Consider the following 18,205-nt stretch of genomic DNA (forward strand, 5'->3'; position numbering starts at 1 on the left):
AGTCGTAGCGGAAGAAAGGTGACAGCAGTGACCGGCACCACGACCAGGAAACGACTGCGGAGCAAACCGCGTATGTGGGGGTGGACTTTCCGATGACCGTCGACATCGTATCTCCGGTGAGGACCGCGCAGATACCCGAGAGCGGCGCTTTACCGGGTACGCAGGCGCCGCCGCGGCCGAGGATCGTCGGCGTGGGCACGGCCACCTCACCCACGTCGTACACCCAGCAGGAAGTGCTGGACGCGTTCGACATCACCGATCCCAGGATCCGCTCCCTCTTCGCCAACAGCGCCATCGAACGCCGCTACCTCACCCTGCCCGACGAGGACGACGACGGCGTGCGCCACCCCGAGCCGCAGGGCGACCTCCTCGACAAGCACAAGGCACTGGCCCTCGACATGGGCGCCGAGGCCCTGCAGGCCTGTCTGAAGCGGGCCGGCGCCCAGCTCTCCGAGCTGCGCCACCTGTGCTGCGTGACCTCCACCGGCTTCCTCACACCCGGCCTCAGCGCACTGCTGATCCGTGAGCTGGGCATCGACCGCCACTGCAGCCGGTCCGACATCGTCGGCATGGGCTGCAACGCCGGACTGAACGCCCTGGGCGTCGTGTCCGGATGGGCCACCGCACACCCCGGCGAACTCGCCGTCGTGCTCTGCTCCGAAGCCTGCTCCGCCGCCTACGCGATGGACTCGACCATGCGCACCGCGGTCGTCAACAGCCTGTTCGGCGACGGATCGGGGGCCATCGCCCTCGTAGCGGGCGGCCAGGACGACACACACGCCGAGCCCGAGGGTCCGCGCATCCTCAAGTTCGCCAGCTGCATCATCCCCGAGGCCGTCGACGCCATGCGCTACGACTGGGACCGGACCCAGGACCGGTTCAGCTTCTTTCTCGACCCGCAGATCCCCTACGTGGTCGGCGCGCACGCCGAGATCGTCGTCGACCGGCTGCTGGAGGGCACAGGTCTGCGCAGGAGCGACATCGCGCACTGGCTGGTGCACTCCGGCGGCAAGAAGGTGATCGACGCCGTGACCGTCAACCTCGGGCTGACCCGTCACGACCTGCGGCACACCGTCGGGGTGCTGCGCGACTACGGAAACGTCTCCAGCGGCTCGTTCCTCTTCTCCTACGAGAGGCTCCTCGACGAGCAGGTCACCAGGCCCGGCGAGTACGGGGTGCTCATGACCATGGGACCGGGTTCCACCATCGAAACGGCGCTGGTCCAGTGGTGACCGCGGGGGGAGTGACGGACGACATGAACGCACTGACGATCGACGGGAGCGAGCCGCTGTCGGCAGCCGCCGTCAAGGCACTCGACGAGGTCTGCGACCGCGCCGAGGACCTGCCCGTCTCCGGGGCCGTGACCCTGCACGTCACGGGTGCCCCGAAGCCCGACTGGACCGGCGCTCTGAGCGTCGGCGTGGTCACCAAGTGGGAACGGGTGGTGCGCCGGCTGGAACGGCTCCCCGTGGCGACGGTCGCGGTGGCGTCCGGCGACTGCGGCGGACCGGCCCTCGACGTGTTCCTCGCCACCGACCTGCGGATCGCCACCCCGGACACCCGGCTGCTCGTCCCGCTCGGCGACGCCACCTGGCCCGGCATGGCCGTGCACCGCCTCGTGCAACAGGCGGGCGCCGCCCGGGTCCGTCGGGCCGTGCTGTTCGGCACCCCGATCCCCGCCGCCGAGGCGCTGACGCTGGGGCTCCTCGACGAGCTGGCCGACGATCCGGCCGGCGCGGCCGACGTCACGGCGGAGCTGGCCGCCGGACTGTCCGGCAAGGAACTCGCCATCCGCCGTGGCCTGTTGTTCGACGCGGTCTCCACCAGCTTCGAGGACGCGCTGGGCCAGCACCTGGCGGCCTGCGACCGCGCGCTGCGCAGGACCGCCGCGCAGGAGGCGTCGTGACACCGGCCCTCGCGGAGCGGCAGGAGGCCCCCGCCCTCTGGCCGGCCCTCACCGCGGCCGCCGAGCACGTCGAGAAGCTCACGCGGTCCCTGCCGAGGCCCAGCGCGCGCACCCCGGAACAGCGGGCCGAGGCCGCCGCCGCGAAGGACGCGGCCCGCGCGCTGCGCACCCGTTTCCTCGACTCGCAGGTGGACGCCGTGTACGACCGGCTCACCGAAGACCGCTCCCGCAGCCTGCGCCTCGACGAGCTCGTCGAGGCCGCCGCGGACGCCTTCCCCGCGCTGGTGCCCGCCAAGGATCAGCTCGCCTCCGAGCGGAGCCGGCCGCAGGCCGACAAGGAAGGGCACGAGATCGACCAGGGCATCTTCCTGCGGGCCGTCCTCAGGTCCCCAGCGGCCGGCCCGCACCTGCTCGACGCGATGCTCCGGCCCACCGACCGGGCGCTGCGGCTGCTCCCCGAGTTCCGGCGCACCGGAGTCGTCCAGATGGAGGCCGTACGGCTGGAACGCCGCGACGGCACCGCACGGCTGACGATGTGCCGGGACGACCGCCTCAACGCCGAGGACGACCAGCAGGTCGACGACATGGAGACCGCCGTCGACCTCGCCCTGCTCGACCCGGACGTCCGGGTCGGGCTGCTGCGCGGCGGGGAGATGACCCACCCCCGGTACCGGGGCAGGCGGGTGTTCAGCGCGGGCATCAACCTCAAGTTCCTGAGCTCCGGGGACATCTCGCTGGTCGACTTCCTGCTGCGCCGTGAACTCGGCTACATCCACAAGATCGTCCGGGGGGTGTTCGCCGACGGCCCGGGCAGCTGGCACTCGCCCCGCACGGAGAAGCCCTGGGTGGCCGCGGTGGACGGCTTCGCCATCGGCGGCGGCACCCAGCTGCTGCTGGTGTTCGACCACGTCCTCGCGGCCTCCGACGCCTACTTCAGCCTGCCCGCGGCGAAGGAGGGCATCATCCCGGGCGTCGCGAACTTCCGGTTCAGCAGGTACGCCGGACCGCGGCTGTCCCGCCAGGTCATCCTCGGCGGCCGCCGCATCCGGGCCGCGGAGCCCGACGCACGGCTGCTCGTCGACGAGGTCGTGGAGCCGCACGAACTGGACGAGGCCGTCGAGCGCAGCCTGGCGCGGCTCGACGGCGACGCGGTGCTCGCCAACCGGCGGATGCTGAACCTCGCCGAGGAGCCGGAGGGCGCGTTCCGCGCGTACATGGCCGAGTTCGCGCTCCAGCAGGCGCTGCGCCTCTACGGCGAGGACGTCATCGACAAGGTCGGCCGGTTCGCCGCGGGGCCGGCGTGAGCGCGGCCGACGACCGATCAAGGGTGCGCTACGAGAAGAAGGACCACGTCGCCCGCATCACCCTCGACCGCCCGCATGTGCTCAACGCGATGGACCTGCGCATGCACGAGGAACTCGGTGAGGTCTGGGACGACGTCGAGGCGGACGACGACGTGCGGGTCGCGGTGCTGACCGGAGCGGGCGACCGGGCCTTCTCCGTCGGGCAGGACCTCAAGGAGCGGGCCCGCCTCACCAGGGAGGGCACGCCCCCCACGACCTTCGGCAGCCGGGGACAGCCGGGCTGGCCGCGGCTCACCGACCGGTTCACCCTGTCCAAGCCCGTCATCGCGCGTGTCCACGGATACGCGTTGGGCGGCGGTTTCGAACTGGTCCTGGCCTGCGACCTCGTCATCGCCTCCGACCAGGCGGTGTTCGGCCTGCCGGAGGCCAGGCTCGGACTTGTCCCGGGGGCGGGCGGCGCCTTCCGGCTGGTCAGACAGCTGCCCCAGAAGATCGCCCTGGGGCATCTGCTCACCGGTCGTCGACTGGACGCATGGACGGCCCTGCGGCACGGGCTGGTCAACGAGGTGGTTCCGGCGGACCGGCTGGACACGTGCGTCGAGGAGTGGACCGCGGACCTGGTCCGCGCCGCACCGCTGTCGGTACGGGCCATCAAGGAGGCCGCCCTCAAGTCCGTCGACCTGCCGCTGGAGCAGGCGTTCACCGCCGAGTACGTCTGGGAGGAACGCCGTCGGCGCAGCGACGACGCCGCCGAGGGGGCCAGGGCGTTCGCGGAGAAACGCGACCCCGTCTGGTCCGGCCGCTGGACGCGGCCGGATCCGGAAGACACCCCCTGACCGTCCCGCCTTTCCACCGCTTCACCGGGCCCGCCGGCGAACGACCCAACCGCCGGCGGGCTCTTCGCCATGCACCGAAAACCGCCGACGGCCCTTCTCGGTGCTGTCCGTCCAACCGTGCAAGGCATGTGTTGGCCGGAATCCGCGTGAAGGCCCAGCATGGGCCGGGCGCCGAATCGGGCAACGACAGCAGGGGAACGACAAACAGGAGGCAGTCACATGGGTGTTGAGGGCCCTGAGGAATTCGACGTAGTGGTCGTCGGAGGCGGCCCCGGCGGGTCCACGCTCGCCGCGCTCGTCGCCATGCAGGGACATCGGGTCCTGGTCCTGGAGAAGGAGACCTTTCCGCGGTACCAGATCGGTGAGTCGCTGCTTCCTTCCACCATTCACGGCGTCTGCAGGATGACCGGGGTCGCGGACGAGCTGGCGAAGGCGGGATTCACGCCGAAGAAGGGCGGAACGTTCCGCTGGGGTGCCAATCCGGAGCCCTGGACGTTCTCGTTCTCGGTCTCCCCGAAGATCGCGAGTGCGACCTCGCAGGCGTACCAGGTGGAACGGTCGAAATTCGACGAGATCCTGCTGAACAACGCGGTGAAGAAGGGAGCGGAGGTCCGCTTCCAGGTGTCGGTGACCGATGTCGTCGAGGACGGCGACCGGGTCACCGGTGTCACTTACACCGACGCCGACGGCGGCGAGCACCAGGTCCACGCGAAGTTCGTGGTGGACGCCTCCGGGAACGGCAGCCGCATCTACAAGAGGGTGGGCGGGACCCGCGAGTACTCGGAGTTCTTCCGGAGCCTGGCGCTGTTCGGCTACTACGAGGGCGGCAAGCGCCTGCCCGAGCCGCTCTCGGGGAACATCCTGTGCTCGGCGTTCCCGAGCGGCTGGTTCTGGTACATCCCGCTCAGCCCGACCCTCACCAGCGTCGGAGCGGTCGTCCGGCGGGAGAACGCCGACAAGATCCAGGGCGACCCGGAGCAGGCCATCCAGGCCCTCATCGACGAGTGCCCGCTGATCAGCGAGTACCTCGCCGACGCCATCCGGGTGACCGAAGGCCAGTACGGCCAGCTGAGGGTCCGCAAGGACTACTCGTACCACCAGACGAAGTTCTGGCGGCCGGGCCTGGTACTGATCGGCGACGCCGCGTGCTTCGTCGACCCGGTGTTCTCCTCGGGCGTCCATCTGGCCACCTACAGCGCCCTGCTGGCGGCCCGCTCGATCAACAGCACGCTGGCCGGCCTGGTCACGGAGGACGCGGCGTTCACCGAGTTCGAGGCCCGCTACCGGCGCGAGTACGGCGTGTTCTACGAGTTCCTCATGTCCTTCTACGACATGCACGTGGACGAGAACTCGTACTTCTGGCAGGCGAAGAAGGTCACCAGCAACCGGCACTCCGAGCTGGAGTCCTTCGTCGAGCTCGTCGCCGGCGTCTCGTCCTCGGAGTTCGCCCTGCAGGACGCCGAGTCCGCCGCGGAGCGGATGAAGTCCCGGTCGGCGGAGTTCGCCACCGCGATCGACGAGCTGGCCGAGAGCTCCGAGGACAGCATGGCACCGCTGTTCAGCTCCTCGGTCGTGCGCCAGGCCATGCAGGAGGGCGCCCAGGTGCAGAGCCGGGCCTTCCTGGGCGCGGACCTCGGCCCCGACGCCCCCATGTTCCCGGGCGGTCTGGTCACCTCGAACGACGGCATGCTCTGGCTGCCGGCCAAGTCCTGACCGGCGGGGCCCCGTCCAAGTGCGCAGGGCGGGCGTGGACGGAATTCCCCCGCCCCGCACGTGATCGTCCGGGTGGCGGGCGGGCGGTGTCCAACCGGCCGGATCTCCGGGTTGGACACCGCGCCGGGTCATCCGGAAAGAATGTGCAAGCGGCCCTTTCCAGTGAACTTTTCCAGTGAATAGGAGTGGTCATGGCCAACCCCTTCGACGACGAGAACGGAACATTCCTCGTCCTCGTCAATCACGAGGGCCAGCATTCTCTCTGGCCCGCGTTCGCGAATGTCCCCGCGGGCTGGGACACCGTGTACGGCGAGGACAGTCGGGAGGCCTGCCTGAAGTTCATCGAGGAGAACTGGACGGACATGCGCCCCAAGAGCCTCGTCGCCGAACTGGGTGAGTAGAAAATGATAGGAGGCCCGGGCCCCGGAATCATGATCCGGGGTCTCAACGCGGACACGTCGCTGACCAAGCAGAAGATAAAACCCGGCACGGTCAAGCGAATTCTGCCCTACGCCCGGCCCTATCGCGGGCGCGTGGTATTCCTCGTGGCGCTCACCGCGCTCAGCGCGGTCATCACGGTGGCGACGCCGCTGCTCTTCAAGTTCCTCATCGACGAAGGAATCATGAAGCACGACCGTGCCACGGTCGTCGCCATCGCGTCCGCCGCCGGCGGGCTCGCGCTGCTGGAGTTCCTCTTCGGATTCGTCGAGGGCCGGGTCTCCGGCCGCGTCAGCGAGGGCCTGATCTACGACCTGCGCACCCAGGTGTTCACCCATGTGCAGCGCCAGCCCCTCGCCTTCTTCACCCGGGCCCAGACCGGAGCGCTGGTCAGCCGGCTCAACACCGATGTGGTCGCCGCCCAGCAGGCGGTCACCTCACTGCTGTCCACCGTCGTCTCCAGCGCCCTGTCCCTGATCCTGGTGCTCGGCACGATGTTCTACCTGGCCTGGCCCATCGGCATCGTGGCCGTCCTGGTGCTGCCGCTCTTCGTCCTCCCGGGACGGGTCGTGGGACGCCGGCTGCAACGGCTCACCCGCGAGAACATGCAGCTGAACGCCGAGATGGGCTCGATGATGAACGAGCGCTTCAACGTCTCGGGCGCACTGCTGTCCAAGCTCTACGGACGCCCCGACGACGAGGCCGGCCGCTTCGCCGACCGCGCGGCCCGGGTCCGTGACATCGGCGTGGTGACCAGCGTGTACGGGCGGATGCTGTTCCTGACGGTGACGCTGCTCGGCTCGCTCGCCACCGCCGTGGTGTACGGAATGGGCGGCTCCCTCGTCGTCAGCGGCACCTTCGAACTCGGCACGCTCGTGGCCCTGGCCACGCTGCTCACCCGGCTGTTCGGACCCATCAACCAGCTGTCCAGCGTGCAGGCGAACGTGATGACCGCGCTCGTCAGCTTCGACCGGCTCTTCGAGATCCTCGACCTGAAGCCGCTCATCGCCGAGCGCCCCGACGCGCGGGCCCTGCCCGCGGCGAGCACCGAGGGCAAGGCCCTGGAGATCGAGTTCGACAAGGTGTCCTTCCGCTATCCCGCGGCGGCCGACGTCTCCCTCGCCTCACTGGAGTCGATCGCCCTGCCCCTGCCCGAACGCGCGGAGAACGCCTGGACCCTGCGCGAGCTCAGCTTCACCGCGCCGGCCGGGAAGCTCACCGCGCTGGTCGGCCCCTCCGGCGCGGGCAAGACCACGCTCACCCAGCTCGTACCGCGTCTGTACGACCCCGACTCGGGGACCGTCCGGATCGGCGGGGAGGACGTGCGGGACCTGACGCTGGCGACCCTGCGCGACACGATCGGCGTCGTCACCCAGGACGCGCACATGTTCCACGAGACCATCCGGGGCAACCTCCTCTACGCCCGGCCGGACGCCGGCGAGGACGAGCTGATCGAGGCCTGCAAGGCGGCCCAGATCTGGGATCTGATCGCCTCGCTGCCCGACGGCTTCGACACGGTGGTCGGGGACCGCGGCTACCGCTTCTCCGGCGGCGAGAAGCAGCGCCTCGCCATGGCCAGGCTGCTGCTCAAGGCCCCGTCCGTCGTCGTGCTCGACGAGGCCACCGCACACCTCGACTCCGAATCGGAGGCGGCCGTCCAGCGGGCCCTCAAGACCGCGCTCGCCGGCCGTACCTCGCTGGTGATCGCCCACCGGCTGTCCACCGTCCGGGAGGCCGACCAGATCCTGGTCGTCGACGAGGGTCAGATCCGCGAACGCGGCACCCACGACGAGCTGATGGAGCTCGACGGGCTCTACGCGGAGCTGTACCGCACCCAGTTCGCCCGGCAGACCTCCCCGGACGCCCGGACCCCGGTACCGGCCGGAGTTCCCGACGGACACGGACCGATGGCCCCGGCACTCGGCACGCCACCACCCGGCGCCCACGGGCCCGTCCCGGGCCACGGGCCCGTCCCGGGCCACGGTCCCGGCCCCGGAGGCCACATGGGCCCGGGCCACGGCCCCGGCTTCCCGATGATGCCCGGCCAGGGCGGCCCCGGCAGACAGATCATCGGCGGCCCGCCACCCGGCCCGCACCCGGGCTGAGCGCTCCGCACCACAGTCCGCACGAGAGAGAGGGGGGAACTCGATGGACACGGCCGGCACGAACCGGACGACCCACACCACCGGCACGGCCCGCGAGGCCGTGCGGCCCTCGGCCGATCCGCTGCTGGAGCTGGCCGGGGACGGACGACTGGTCGCGGAGTACCCGCGGGTCCGTGAACTGCTGGCCGGGCTGGACGCCCAGGAGGTGCTGCGGGCCGGCCGGGCCCTGGCCCGGCTCGACCCGGAGGAGATCGCCCGGCACCACCCGGCCGTGCCCACCGTCACGGTCGGCATCACCGGCCACGGCACGCTGTCGGCGCTCGTCCCGGCCCTCACCGGCCAGCTGGCCCGGCACGGTCTGCTGCTGCGGCCCGTGCTGGGCGACTTCGACGGCTACGTGTTCGATCTGACCGATCCGTCGAGCGCCCTCTACGCGGCCCGCCCGGACCTCGTCCTGTGCGTGCTGGACCCCGCGGTCGTCTACGACGAACTGCCCGTCCCCTGGCGTCCGGAGGACGTCGAGCGGGCCGCCGCCGACCGGCTGCAGATCATCGAGGGGCTCGCGGCCCGGTTCCGGGCCGTCGGCCACGGCACCCTGGTGCTGAACACCATGCCCCTGCTGCGCGGCCACACCGCGCAACTGGTCGACGCCCGGTCACGGGCCCGGCTCGGCGCGGTCTGGCGCGAGGCCAACGCGCGGCTGCTGCGGCTCGCGGCGGACGATCCGGCCGTCGTCGTGGTGGACCTGGACCCGCTGCTCGCCGACGGAGTTGCCGCCTCCGACGCCCGGCTCAGCACCTATGCCAAGGTGCATCTGACCCCCGAACTCCTCGCCGAGTACGCCCGGGAGACCGGCCACCTGGCCCGGCAGCTGACCGGGCGGACCAAGAAGTGCCTGGTCCTCGACCTCGACGACACCCTGTGGGGCGGGGTGCTCGGCGAGGACGGCGTCGAGGGCATCGAGGTCGGCGACGGCTACCGCGGCGAGGCCTTCCTCGCCTTCCAGCGGGTGGTCAAGCAGCTCGGCTCGCAGGGCGTGCTCCTGGCGGCGGTCAGCAAGAACGACCCCGAACCGGTCCGCGAGGCCCTGCGCACCCATCCGCGCATGGCCCTGCGCGAGGACGACTTCGTCAGCGTCATCGCCAACTGGGAGCCCAAGCACGACAATCTCACCGCCCTCGCGGACACCCTGGGGCTGGGCGTGGACAGCTTCGTCTTCGTCGACGACAGCGCCTACGAACGCGGGCTCGTACGCCAGGAACTGCCCGGCGTCGCGGTCGTCGACCTGGACCGTGAGCCGGCGGCACACATCGGCGCCCTGCTGCGCGACGGCTGGTTCGACGTACTCGAACTGACCGGGGAGGACGTGGCTCGGGCCTCCCGGTACCGGGACGAGGCCGCACGCAAGAGCTTCCTGGACGGCTTCGACTCGATCACCGACTATCTGCACGCCCTCGACGTGACCGTGCGACTGTCGCCGGTGACCGAGGCCGAGGTGGCCCGGGTGTCCCAACTGACGCTGCGCACCAACCAGTTCAACCTGACCACGGTGCGGCTCCAGCCGCAGGACGTCCGGGACCTGGCGAAGGACCCGGCCGGTCTGGTGCTGGCCGTCCACGCCCGCGACCGGTTCGGCGACAACGGGCTCGTCGGCGCGGTGCTGGCACACCGGGACGGTCCCACCCTCACGATCGACAACTTCCTGCTGAGCTGCCGGGTCTTCTCCCGCGGCATCGAGGAGACCTGCCTGGCCCAGGTGCTCCAGCAGGCCAGGGACACCGGCGCCGAGGAGGTGCGGGCCCAGTACCGGCCCAGCGCCAGGAACCACCGGGTCGCGGGCTTCTATCCGCGCCACGGCTTCGTCCAGGTGGCCGCGGACGACACCGCGGTGACCTACCGCCACGGGCTGACCGGCATCGCGGAGCCGCCGGCGCACGTTCGTCTCGTCGAGAGTTTCGAGGAACTGTGAACACCATTGGGGACTTCGTCGCCCTCGTCCGCGACGAACTCGGCATGCCGATCACCGTCGATGACATCGACCGGGAACTCAACGGCCTTCCGGGCTGGGACTCGATGCACCTGCTGTGGCTGGTCACCCTGCTGGAGAAGCGGACCGGCCGGGCCGTCAGCGTGATCGACCTCCTCGAGGCGCCGAACCTTGCACACATCTATGACCTGGCCACGGCCGACGAGTAGGCGGGGAGGCGCGAGATGACCGAGACCGACCGTGGATTCCCCCTGTCCGCCGCGCAGTACGACATCTGGCTCGCCCAGCAGATCGCGGCGCCGGGCGCCACCTACAACGCCGGAGAGTACGTCGACATCGAGGGGCCGGTACGGGAGTCCCTCTTCGAGGAGGCGGTGCGCCGTACCGTCGGCGAGACGGACGTCCTGGGCGTCCGCGTCGTCACGGACGCGGACGGGCCGCGGCAGGTCCACGCACCGGCCGCCTGGGGCTTCCCCGTCCTCGACCTCAGCGCCGGCGCGGCCCCCGAGGAGGCCGCCCACGCCTGGATGCGGGCCGACATGGCCCGGCCGGCGGACACCGCGGACGAACGGCTCTTCGCGCACGCCCTGCTGAAGGTCGCCGAGGACCGCTGGTTCTGGTATCACCGCTACAACCACGTCGTCATGGACGGCTACGGCTGGTCCCTGATCGCCCGGCGCGTCGCGGCCGTCTACACCGCCCTGGCCGAGGGGGGACAGCCCGCGGCCCCGGTCTTCGGTTCCCTCACCGACCTGCTCGACGAGGAGACCGCCTACCGTTCCTCGCCCGCGTACACGGCGGACCGCGAGCACTGGCTGCGCCGTTTCGCGGACCGTCCCGAGCCGGTCGGCACCGGCTTCGGCGAGGCCGCCGACGGCGCCGTCCACCGGCGCAGCTCGATGCGGATCGACCCGTCCGCCGCCGACCTGCTGCGCGAGGCCTCCCGGCGGGCCGGAGCCGACTGGCCCAGTACGGTCCTGGCGGCCACCGCGGCCTGGCTCGGGCGGGTGGGCGGCACCCGTGACGTCGTCCTCGGCGTCGCGGTCACCGGCCGGATCACCCCGCTGGCCGGACGCACCCCAGGCACCCTGGCCAACGTCCTGCCCGTCCGCGTCCCCGTCGCCCCGGGCGCGGGTCTGCTCGAACTGACCGGCCCGGCGCGGGACGAGCTGCGCGCCGCCCTGCGACACCAGCGGTACCGGGGGGAGGAGCTGCGCCGGGAACTGGGCTGGCCGCGCGGCGACCGGAGGTACTTCGGGCCGGTCGTCAACATCATCGGCTTCGACCGCGACCTCTCCTTCGCCGGACACCGCGCCACCCGGCACGACCTCTCCGTCCGTCCGGTCGACGACCTGTCGATCGCGGTGCGCGGCGCGGGCGCCGACGTACGGATCGACTTCGAGGCCGGCATCGGCTCGCCCTCCGGCATGGACGAACTCCTCGCGCGCCAGCGGTCGTTCCTGACCTTCCTCGCGGACGCGGCCGCCGATCCGCCCCGGCCGGCCGACCGCATCCGGACGATGACGCCGGGCGAGCACCGCCGGACCGTCACCGAGTGGAACGACACCGGCCGCGCGGTACCCGAGCCCACCGTGACCGCGCTGCTGCGGGCACAAACCGCCCGTACCCCGGACGCTCCGGCCGTGGTGGACGGCGACGAGGCCTGGTCGTACGCGCGACTGGGCCTCGCGGCCGGCCGGGTGGCCCGGGGGCTCGCCGAGCGGGGCGTACGGCGCGGGCAGACCGTCGGGGTGCGCATGCGCCGGTCGCCGCGGCTGATCGCGGTGCTGCTCGGCATCCTGGAGGCCGGGGCGGCCTACCTCCCCGTGGACCCCGCCTGGCCGGACCGGCGCACGCGGTGGGTGCTGGAGCGGGCGGCGGCGACCGTCGCCGACGACCCCGAGGCCGGTACGGCGGAGCTGTCGGCCACCCGCCTGCTGGCCGACACCGGCGCGGAGGGCCTTGCCGGGGACCCTGCGAGGGGCCTGGCGGGGGGCATCGGGGCCGGGCTCACCGGCGCCGACCTCGCCTACGTCATGTACACCTCGGGCTCTACCGGGGAGCCCAAGGGCGTCGAGATCACCCACGGCGCGCTCGCCGCGCTGGCCACCGACGGATGCTGGGGCCCCGGATCCCGGGAACGCGTCCTCATGCACGCCCCGCACGCGTTCGACGCCTCCAGCTACGAGGTGTGGGTGCCGCTGGTCCACGGTGGACGGATCGTCCTGGCGCCGGACGGCACCATGGACGCCCCGGCCCTGGAGCGACTGGTCGCCGAACACCGGCTCACCGCCGTCCATGTGACGGCGGGACTCTTCGGCGTACTGGCCGATGAGGCACCGCACTGCCTGGCCGGCGTCGCCGAGGTGCTCACCGGCGGGGACGCCGTGGCTCCGGGCGCGGCGACACGCGTGATGAAGGCCTGCCCCACGACCGCCGTCACCCATCTCTACGGGCCCACCGAGGTGACGCTGTGCGCGACGACGCACGCCGTCGCGCCCGGCGAACAGGCCCCCGCCGTGCTGCCGATCGGCCGCCCGCGCGGCAACACCCGGGTGTACGTGCTGGACGAGTTCCTGCAGCCGGTGCCGGTCGGTGTCACGGGCGAGCTGTACGTGGCCGGCGCCGGTCTGGCCCGCGGCTACGCCGACCGCCCCGCCCTGACCGCCGAACGCTTCACGGCCTGCCCGTTCGGCGAGCCCGGCGCCCGCATGTACCGCACCGGCGACCTCGCCCGGTGGACCCCCGACGGCGAACTGCTCTTCGCCGGCCGCGCCGACGACCAGGTGAAGATCCGCGGCTTCCGGGTCGAGCCCGCCGAGATCGAGAAGGCCATCCTCGCCCACGAGTCGGTCGGCCGGGCCGTCGTGGCCGTCCACGAGGACCGGCCGGGCGACAAGCGCCTGGTGGCCTATGTCGTGCCCGCCGGCGACAGCCCCGCCGGCGACACCACCGTGGACACCGCCTTCGACACCGCCGCCCTGCGCGAGTTCCTGGCGGCCACGCTGCCCGAGTACATGGTCCCCGCGGCGGTCGTCGCACTCGACGCGCTGCCGTTGACCGGCAACGGCAAGGTCGACCGCAAGGCCCTGCCCGCCCCCGACTTCACCGGCGGTCCCGGCGGCCGCGGCCCGGCGACACCGCTGGAGGACGTGCTGTGCGGGCTGTTCGGCGACATCCTCGGCCTGGAACGGGTCGGCGCCGAGGAGTCGTTCCTCGACCTCGGCGGCGACTCGCTGCTCGCCATGCGGCTGATCGCCCGCATCCGGGCGGTGCTCGGCACGGAGGTCAGCATCCGCGAACTCTTCGCCGCCCCCACCGTCGCGGCCGTGGCCAGGCTGGTCCAGGCCGGCCACGACGGCAGACCCCGGCCCGCCCTGGCACCCGTACCCCGCCCTGACCGCACACCGCTCTCCTCCGGCCAGGCACGCATGTGGTTCCTCAACCGTCTGGAAGGCGGTGACACCGCCTACAACGTGCCGCTCGCCCTGCACCTGACCGGTGCCCTGGACCGCGACGCGCTGGCGGCGGCCCTCACGGACGTGACCGACCGGCACGAGAGCCTGCGCACCGTCTATCCCGACGTCCACGGCACCCCCCACCAGCGGCTCCTCGAAGGCACCGCCGCACACCCGCCGCTGGTCGTCTCCCCGGCCGACGAGTCCGCACTGCCCGACCTGCTGGCCGCCGAAGTGGCCCGCGGCTTCGACGTGAGCCGCGACCTTCCCCTGCGCGCCCACCTGTTCGGCCTCGCCGCCGACGAGCACGTGCTGCTGCTCGTCGCGCACCACATCGCGGCCGACGGATGGTCCATGGGCCTGCTGGCCCGAGACCTCTCCGCCGCCTACGCGGCACGCCTCCAGGGCCAGGCCCCGCACTGGCGGCCGCTGCCCGTGCAGTACGCCGACTACGCGCTCTGGCAGCGCGACATGCTCGGCTCCGAGGACGACGACAGCCTCATCACCGCTCAGCTCGCCCACTGGCGCGAGTCACTGGCCGCACTCCCCGCCGAACTGCCCCTGCCCATGGACCGGCCGCGCCCCGCGGCCACCGCCTTCCGGGGCGGCTCGGTACCGGTCCGCATCGCCCCCGAGGTCCACGCCCGGCTCACCGAGGCCGCCCGCGCCGGCCGCGCCAGCCTGTTCATGGTGGTGCAGGGCGCACTCGTGACCCTGCTGTCCCGTCTCGGCGCGGGCCACGACATCCCGGTCGGCACCGTGGTCGCCGGCCGCAACGACGCCGCACTCGACGACCTGATCGGATTCTTCGTCAACACCCTGGTGCTGCGCGCCGACACCTCCGGCAACCCGTCCTTCACCGACCTCGTCGAGCGGATACGCGCCACGGACCTGGCGGCCTACGCCCACCAGGACGTGCCCTTCGAGCGGCTGGTGGACGAGTTCGGCTCGTCGCGGTCGCTGGCCCGCCACCCCCTCTTCCAGGTGCTGCTGACGCTGCAGAACCTCCCCCAGGAGGTGTGGGAGCTGCCCGGCCTGACGGCACGGCGCCGCGACCTCCGCACCGGCGCCGCCAAGTTCGACCTCTGCTTCGACCTGGCCGAACGCCGGGACGCCGACGGCGCCCCGGCAGGCATCGAGGGCGTCCTCGAATACTCCGCCGACCTGTACGACCACGGGACGGCCGAGCGCCTGGCCGAGCGGCTGGTGCGGGTGCTGGAGCAGGTGGCCGCGGATCCCGGCGTACGCATCGGCGAGATCGACGTACTGGAGGAGACCGAACGCGGCCTCGTCCTGACCGACTGGAACGACACCGCTCGGCCGTTGTCCTCCGGGACGCTGTCGGGTCTGTTCGGGGCTCAGGTGGCCCGTACTCCGGACGCGCCGGCCGTGATCTTCGGTGATGTGACGTGGTCGTATGCGGAGCTGGATGCCGCGGCGAACCGGATCGCGCACGAGTTGATCGGGCGGGGTGTGGGTCCGGGTGCGTTGGTCGGTGTGATGGTCGAGCGGTCGGCCGAGCTGGTGGCGGTGCTGCTGGGCATCGAGAAGGCGGGGGCGGCGTACGTTCCGGTCGACCCGGAGTATCCGGCGGCGCGGATCGCGTTCATGCTCGGCGATGCGCGTCCGGCCCTGGTGGTGTGCACGAGGGCGACGGAACATGTGCTGCCGGAGGGTGAGGGGACTCCGCGGCTGGTGGTGGACGATCCGGTGGTGGTGGCCCGGCTGGCCGGGCGGTCGCCGGTGGTGCCGTCGGTGGCGGTGTCGGTGCGTGATGCGGCGTATGTGATCTACACGTCGGGTTCGACGGGCAGGCCGAAGGGGGCGGTGGTCTCGCACGAGGCGATCGTCAACCGGTTGTTGTGGATGCAGGAGGAGTACGGTCTGGGCGCGGACGACCGGGTGTTGCAGAAGACCCCGGCGGGCTTCGACGTCTCGGTGTGGGAGTTCTTCTGGCCGCTGATCACCGGCGCGGGCCTGGTGATGGCCAGGCCGGGCGGGCACCGGGACCCGGCCTACCTCGCCGGGATCATCGAGCGCGAGCGGATCACCACCGTGCACTTCGTGCCGTCCATGCTGAGCGAGTTCCTCAACACGCCGGCGCTGGGGCGGTTGGCGGGTCTACGGCGGGTGATCTGCAGTGGTGAGGCGCTGGCGCCGGAGCTGGTGGCGGAGTTCCACCGCAGGCTGGATGCTCCGCTGCACAATCTGTACGGCCCGACGGAGACGGCAGTGGACGTCACGTTCCGGCCGTGCCCGGCGGCTGACGCGAGCGGAGTGGTTCCGATCGGTCGCCCGGTGGCCAACACCCGGGTGTACGTGCTGGACGAGTTCCTGCAGCCGGTGCCGGTGGGCGTGACGGGCGAACTCTATGTCGCGGGTGTGCAGTTGGCGCGCGGCTATCTCGGCCGGCCGGGTCTGACCGCCGAACGCTTCGTGGCCTCGCCCTTCGCGGGTGCGGGCGAGCGGATGTACCGGACGGGAGACCTGGCGCGGTGGAGCGCGGACGGCGAGGTCGTCTACGCGGGCCGCGCCGACCAGCAGGTCAAGATCCGCGGTCTGCGGATCGAGCCCGGTGAGATCGAGGCGGTGCTCGCCTCCCACGCAACCGTCGGCCAGGCCGCGGTGATCGTGCGTGAGGACCGCCCTGGCGACAAGCGCCTCGTGGGTTACGTCGTCCCCGCCGTGGACGCGGACGTGAACGCCGCCGCCCTGCGGGAGTTCGCGGCCGCCCGGCTGCCGGAGTACCTCGTCCCCGCCGCGGTCGTCGTCCTGGACGCGCTGCCGGTGACCGCGAACGGCAAACTCGACCGCGCCGGACTCCCCGCCCCCCACTTCGGCGGCACGTCCGGCGGCCGCGGTCCCGCCACCCCGGTCGAGGACGTGCTGTGCGGGCTGTTCGCGGACGTGCTCGGTGTGGAGACGGTCGGACGCGAGGACTCGTTCTTCGACCTGGGCGGCGACTCCCTTCTGGCGATGCGGCTGATCGCCCGCATCCGTGCGGTGCTCGACGCCGAGGTCGGCATCCGGGCGCTCTTCGCCGCCCCGACGGTCGCGAGCGTGGCGCGCCTGGTGGAGGACAGGGACGCCGTCGCCCGGCTCCCGTTGACCGCCCGGCCCCGGCCCCGCGAGCTGCCGTTGTCGTTCGGACAGCGGCGCATGTGGTTCCTGAACCGGCTGGAGGAGTCCGGCGCCCGTGCCGCGTACAACCTGCCGCTGCGGCTGCGCCTGTACGGCCGCCCGGACGTGTCGGCACTGGAGCTGGCCCTGGGTGACGTCGCCGACCGGCACGAGACCCTGCGCACGGTCTTCCCGGAGACCGCGGAAGGCGGCGTGCACCAGCTCGTGCTGGAGGGAGAGGCGGGCAGGCCGCGTCTGACCGTCACCGGTGTCTCCGAGGCGGACCTGGAGCGGAAGCTGGCCGCCGAGACCGGCCGCGGCTTTGACCTGGCGCGCGAACTCCCCTGGCGGACACGTCTTTTCGCCTTGACGGAGGACGCGTACGTCCTGCTGCTGGTGGTGCACCACATCGCGGCCGACGGCTGGTCGATGGGTGCGCTGGCACGCGACCTGGGCGTGGCGTACGCGGCGCGCCGCGAGGGCCGGGCACCGCAGTGGGCGCCTCTGCCGGTGCAGTACGCGGACTACGCGCTGTGGCAGCGCGAGGCCCTGGGCGATCCGGAGGACGCCGGCAGCCTGCTCGGCGAGCAGCTGTCGTACTGGCGGGAGGCGCTGGCCGGGCTGCCGGAGGAGCTGACGCTGCCGACGGACCGGCCACGCCCGGCGTCCAACTCGTACCGGGGCGGGTGGCTGCCCGTGCGGGTGGACGCGATCACGCACGAGCGCCTGGTGGAGGTCGCCCGGAGCCTCGGCGCGACGACCTTCATGGTCGTGCAGGCCGCGCTCGCCGTGCTGCTGGCCCGTATGGGCGCGGGTGAGGACATCCCCCTGGGCACGGCGGTGGCCGGGCGCGGGGACGCCGCACTGGATGACCTGGCCGGGTTCTTCGTCAACACCCTGGTGCTGCGGACACGGCTGGACGGCGACCCGTCCTTCGCGGAACTGGTGTCGCGCGTGCGGGAGACCGACCTGTCGGCCTACGCGCACCAGGACCTGCCCTTCGAGCGGCTGGTCGACGACCTGAGCCCCGAGCGGTCGCTGGCCCGCCATCCGCTGTTCCAGGTCATGCTCACCTTCGACAACACCCCGGCGGTGGAGTGGGACCTGGCGGCCCTGCGGGTCCGGCCGGAGGAACACGGCCCCGAGGCGGCACGGTTCGACCTGTCCGTCACGCTGGCCGAGCAGCGCGCCGACGACGGCAGTCCGGGCGGCATCGCGGGAGGCGTCCTGTACGCCACCGACCTGTTCGACGAGGTCACTGCTCGGGGGCTTGTGGGTCGTTTGGTGCGGGTGTTGGAGCAGGTGGCGGCCGATCCTGAGGTGCCGTTGAGCCGGGTC

At 72.1% G+C, this 18,205-nt stretch carries 10 protein-coding genes; all 10 read left to right on the forward strand.

Annotated elements, in window-relative coordinates; genetic code table 11:
- The first annotated feature begins 92 nt into the window (after window positions 1–92).
- Window positions 93–1,232 carry a 3,5-dihydroxyphenylacetyl-CoA synthase DpgA gene (gene dpgA, locus ACZ418_RS39305; RefSeq protein ID WP_468372732.1) on the forward strand — a complete coding sequence of 380 codons (1,140 nt, stop codon included), beginning with the start codon at window positions 93–95 and terminating at the stop codon, window positions 1,230–1,232.
- A gap of 23 nt (window positions 1,233–1,255) precedes the next feature.
- Complete coding sequence (dpgB, locus tag ACZ418_RS39310) at window positions 1,256–1,906, forward strand: enoyl-CoA-hydratase DpgB (RefSeq protein ID WP_468372735.1); 651 nt, start codon at window positions 1,256–1,258, stop codon at window positions 1,904–1,906.
- A complete protein-coding gene (gene dpgC / locus ACZ418_RS39315) occupies window positions 1,903–3,210 on the forward strand; it encodes a (3,5-dihydroxyphenyl)acetyl-CoA 1,2-dioxygenase DpgC (protein ID WP_468372738.1) in 1,308 nt (435 codons plus the stop codon). Before dpgB ends, dpgC begins: the two co-directional genes overlap by 4 nt.
- Window positions 3,207–4,046: an enoyl-CoA-hydratase DpgD gene (gene dpgD / locus ACZ418_RS39320; protein WP_468372741.1), complete on the forward strand. Its 840-nt coding sequence runs from the start codon at window positions 3,207–3,209 to the stop codon at window positions 4,044–4,046. Before dpgC ends, dpgD begins: the two co-directional genes overlap by 4 nt.
- Before the next feature lie 219 nt (window positions 4,047–4,265).
- Complete coding sequence (locus ACZ418_RS39325) at window positions 4,266–5,759, forward strand: tryptophan 7-halogenase (RefSeq protein ID WP_468372744.1); 1,494 nt, start codon at window positions 4,266–4,268, stop codon at window positions 5,757–5,759.
- Window positions 5,760–5,950: 191 nt separating this feature from the next.
- Window positions 5,951–6,160, forward strand: coding sequence for an MbtH family protein (locus ACZ418_RS39330; protein WP_468063517.1), 210 nt, complete (start codon window positions 5,951–5,953; stop codon window positions 6,158–6,160).
- 30 nt (window positions 6,161–6,190) lie between these two features.
- Window positions 6,191–8,302, forward strand: coding sequence for an ABC transporter ATP-binding protein (locus ACZ418_RS39335; RefSeq protein ID WP_468372747.1), 2,112 nt, complete (start codon window positions 6,191–6,193; stop codon window positions 8,300–8,302).
- A 43-nt stretch (window positions 8,303–8,345) separates the two neighbouring features.
- Window positions 8,346–10,271: an HAD-IIIC family phosphatase gene (locus tag ACZ418_RS39340; protein WP_468372750.1), complete on the forward strand. Its 1,926-nt coding sequence runs from the start codon at window positions 8,346–8,348 to the stop codon at window positions 10,269–10,271.
- A complete protein-coding gene (locus ACZ418_RS39345) occupies window positions 10,268–10,498 on the forward strand; it encodes an acyl carrier protein (protein WP_468372753.1) in 231 nt (76 codons plus the stop codon). The genes ACZ418_RS39340 and ACZ418_RS39345 overlap by 4 nt, the downstream gene beginning before the upstream one ends.
- 15 nt (window positions 10,499–10,513) lie before the next feature.
- Window positions 10,514–18,205 (forward strand): amino acid adenylation domain-containing protein (locus ACZ418_RS39350; RefSeq protein WP_468372756.1); only part of this gene is annotated, 7,692 nt, incomplete at its 3' end.

Source organism: Streptomyces sp. NPDC030820 (genome assembly GCF_055572075.1).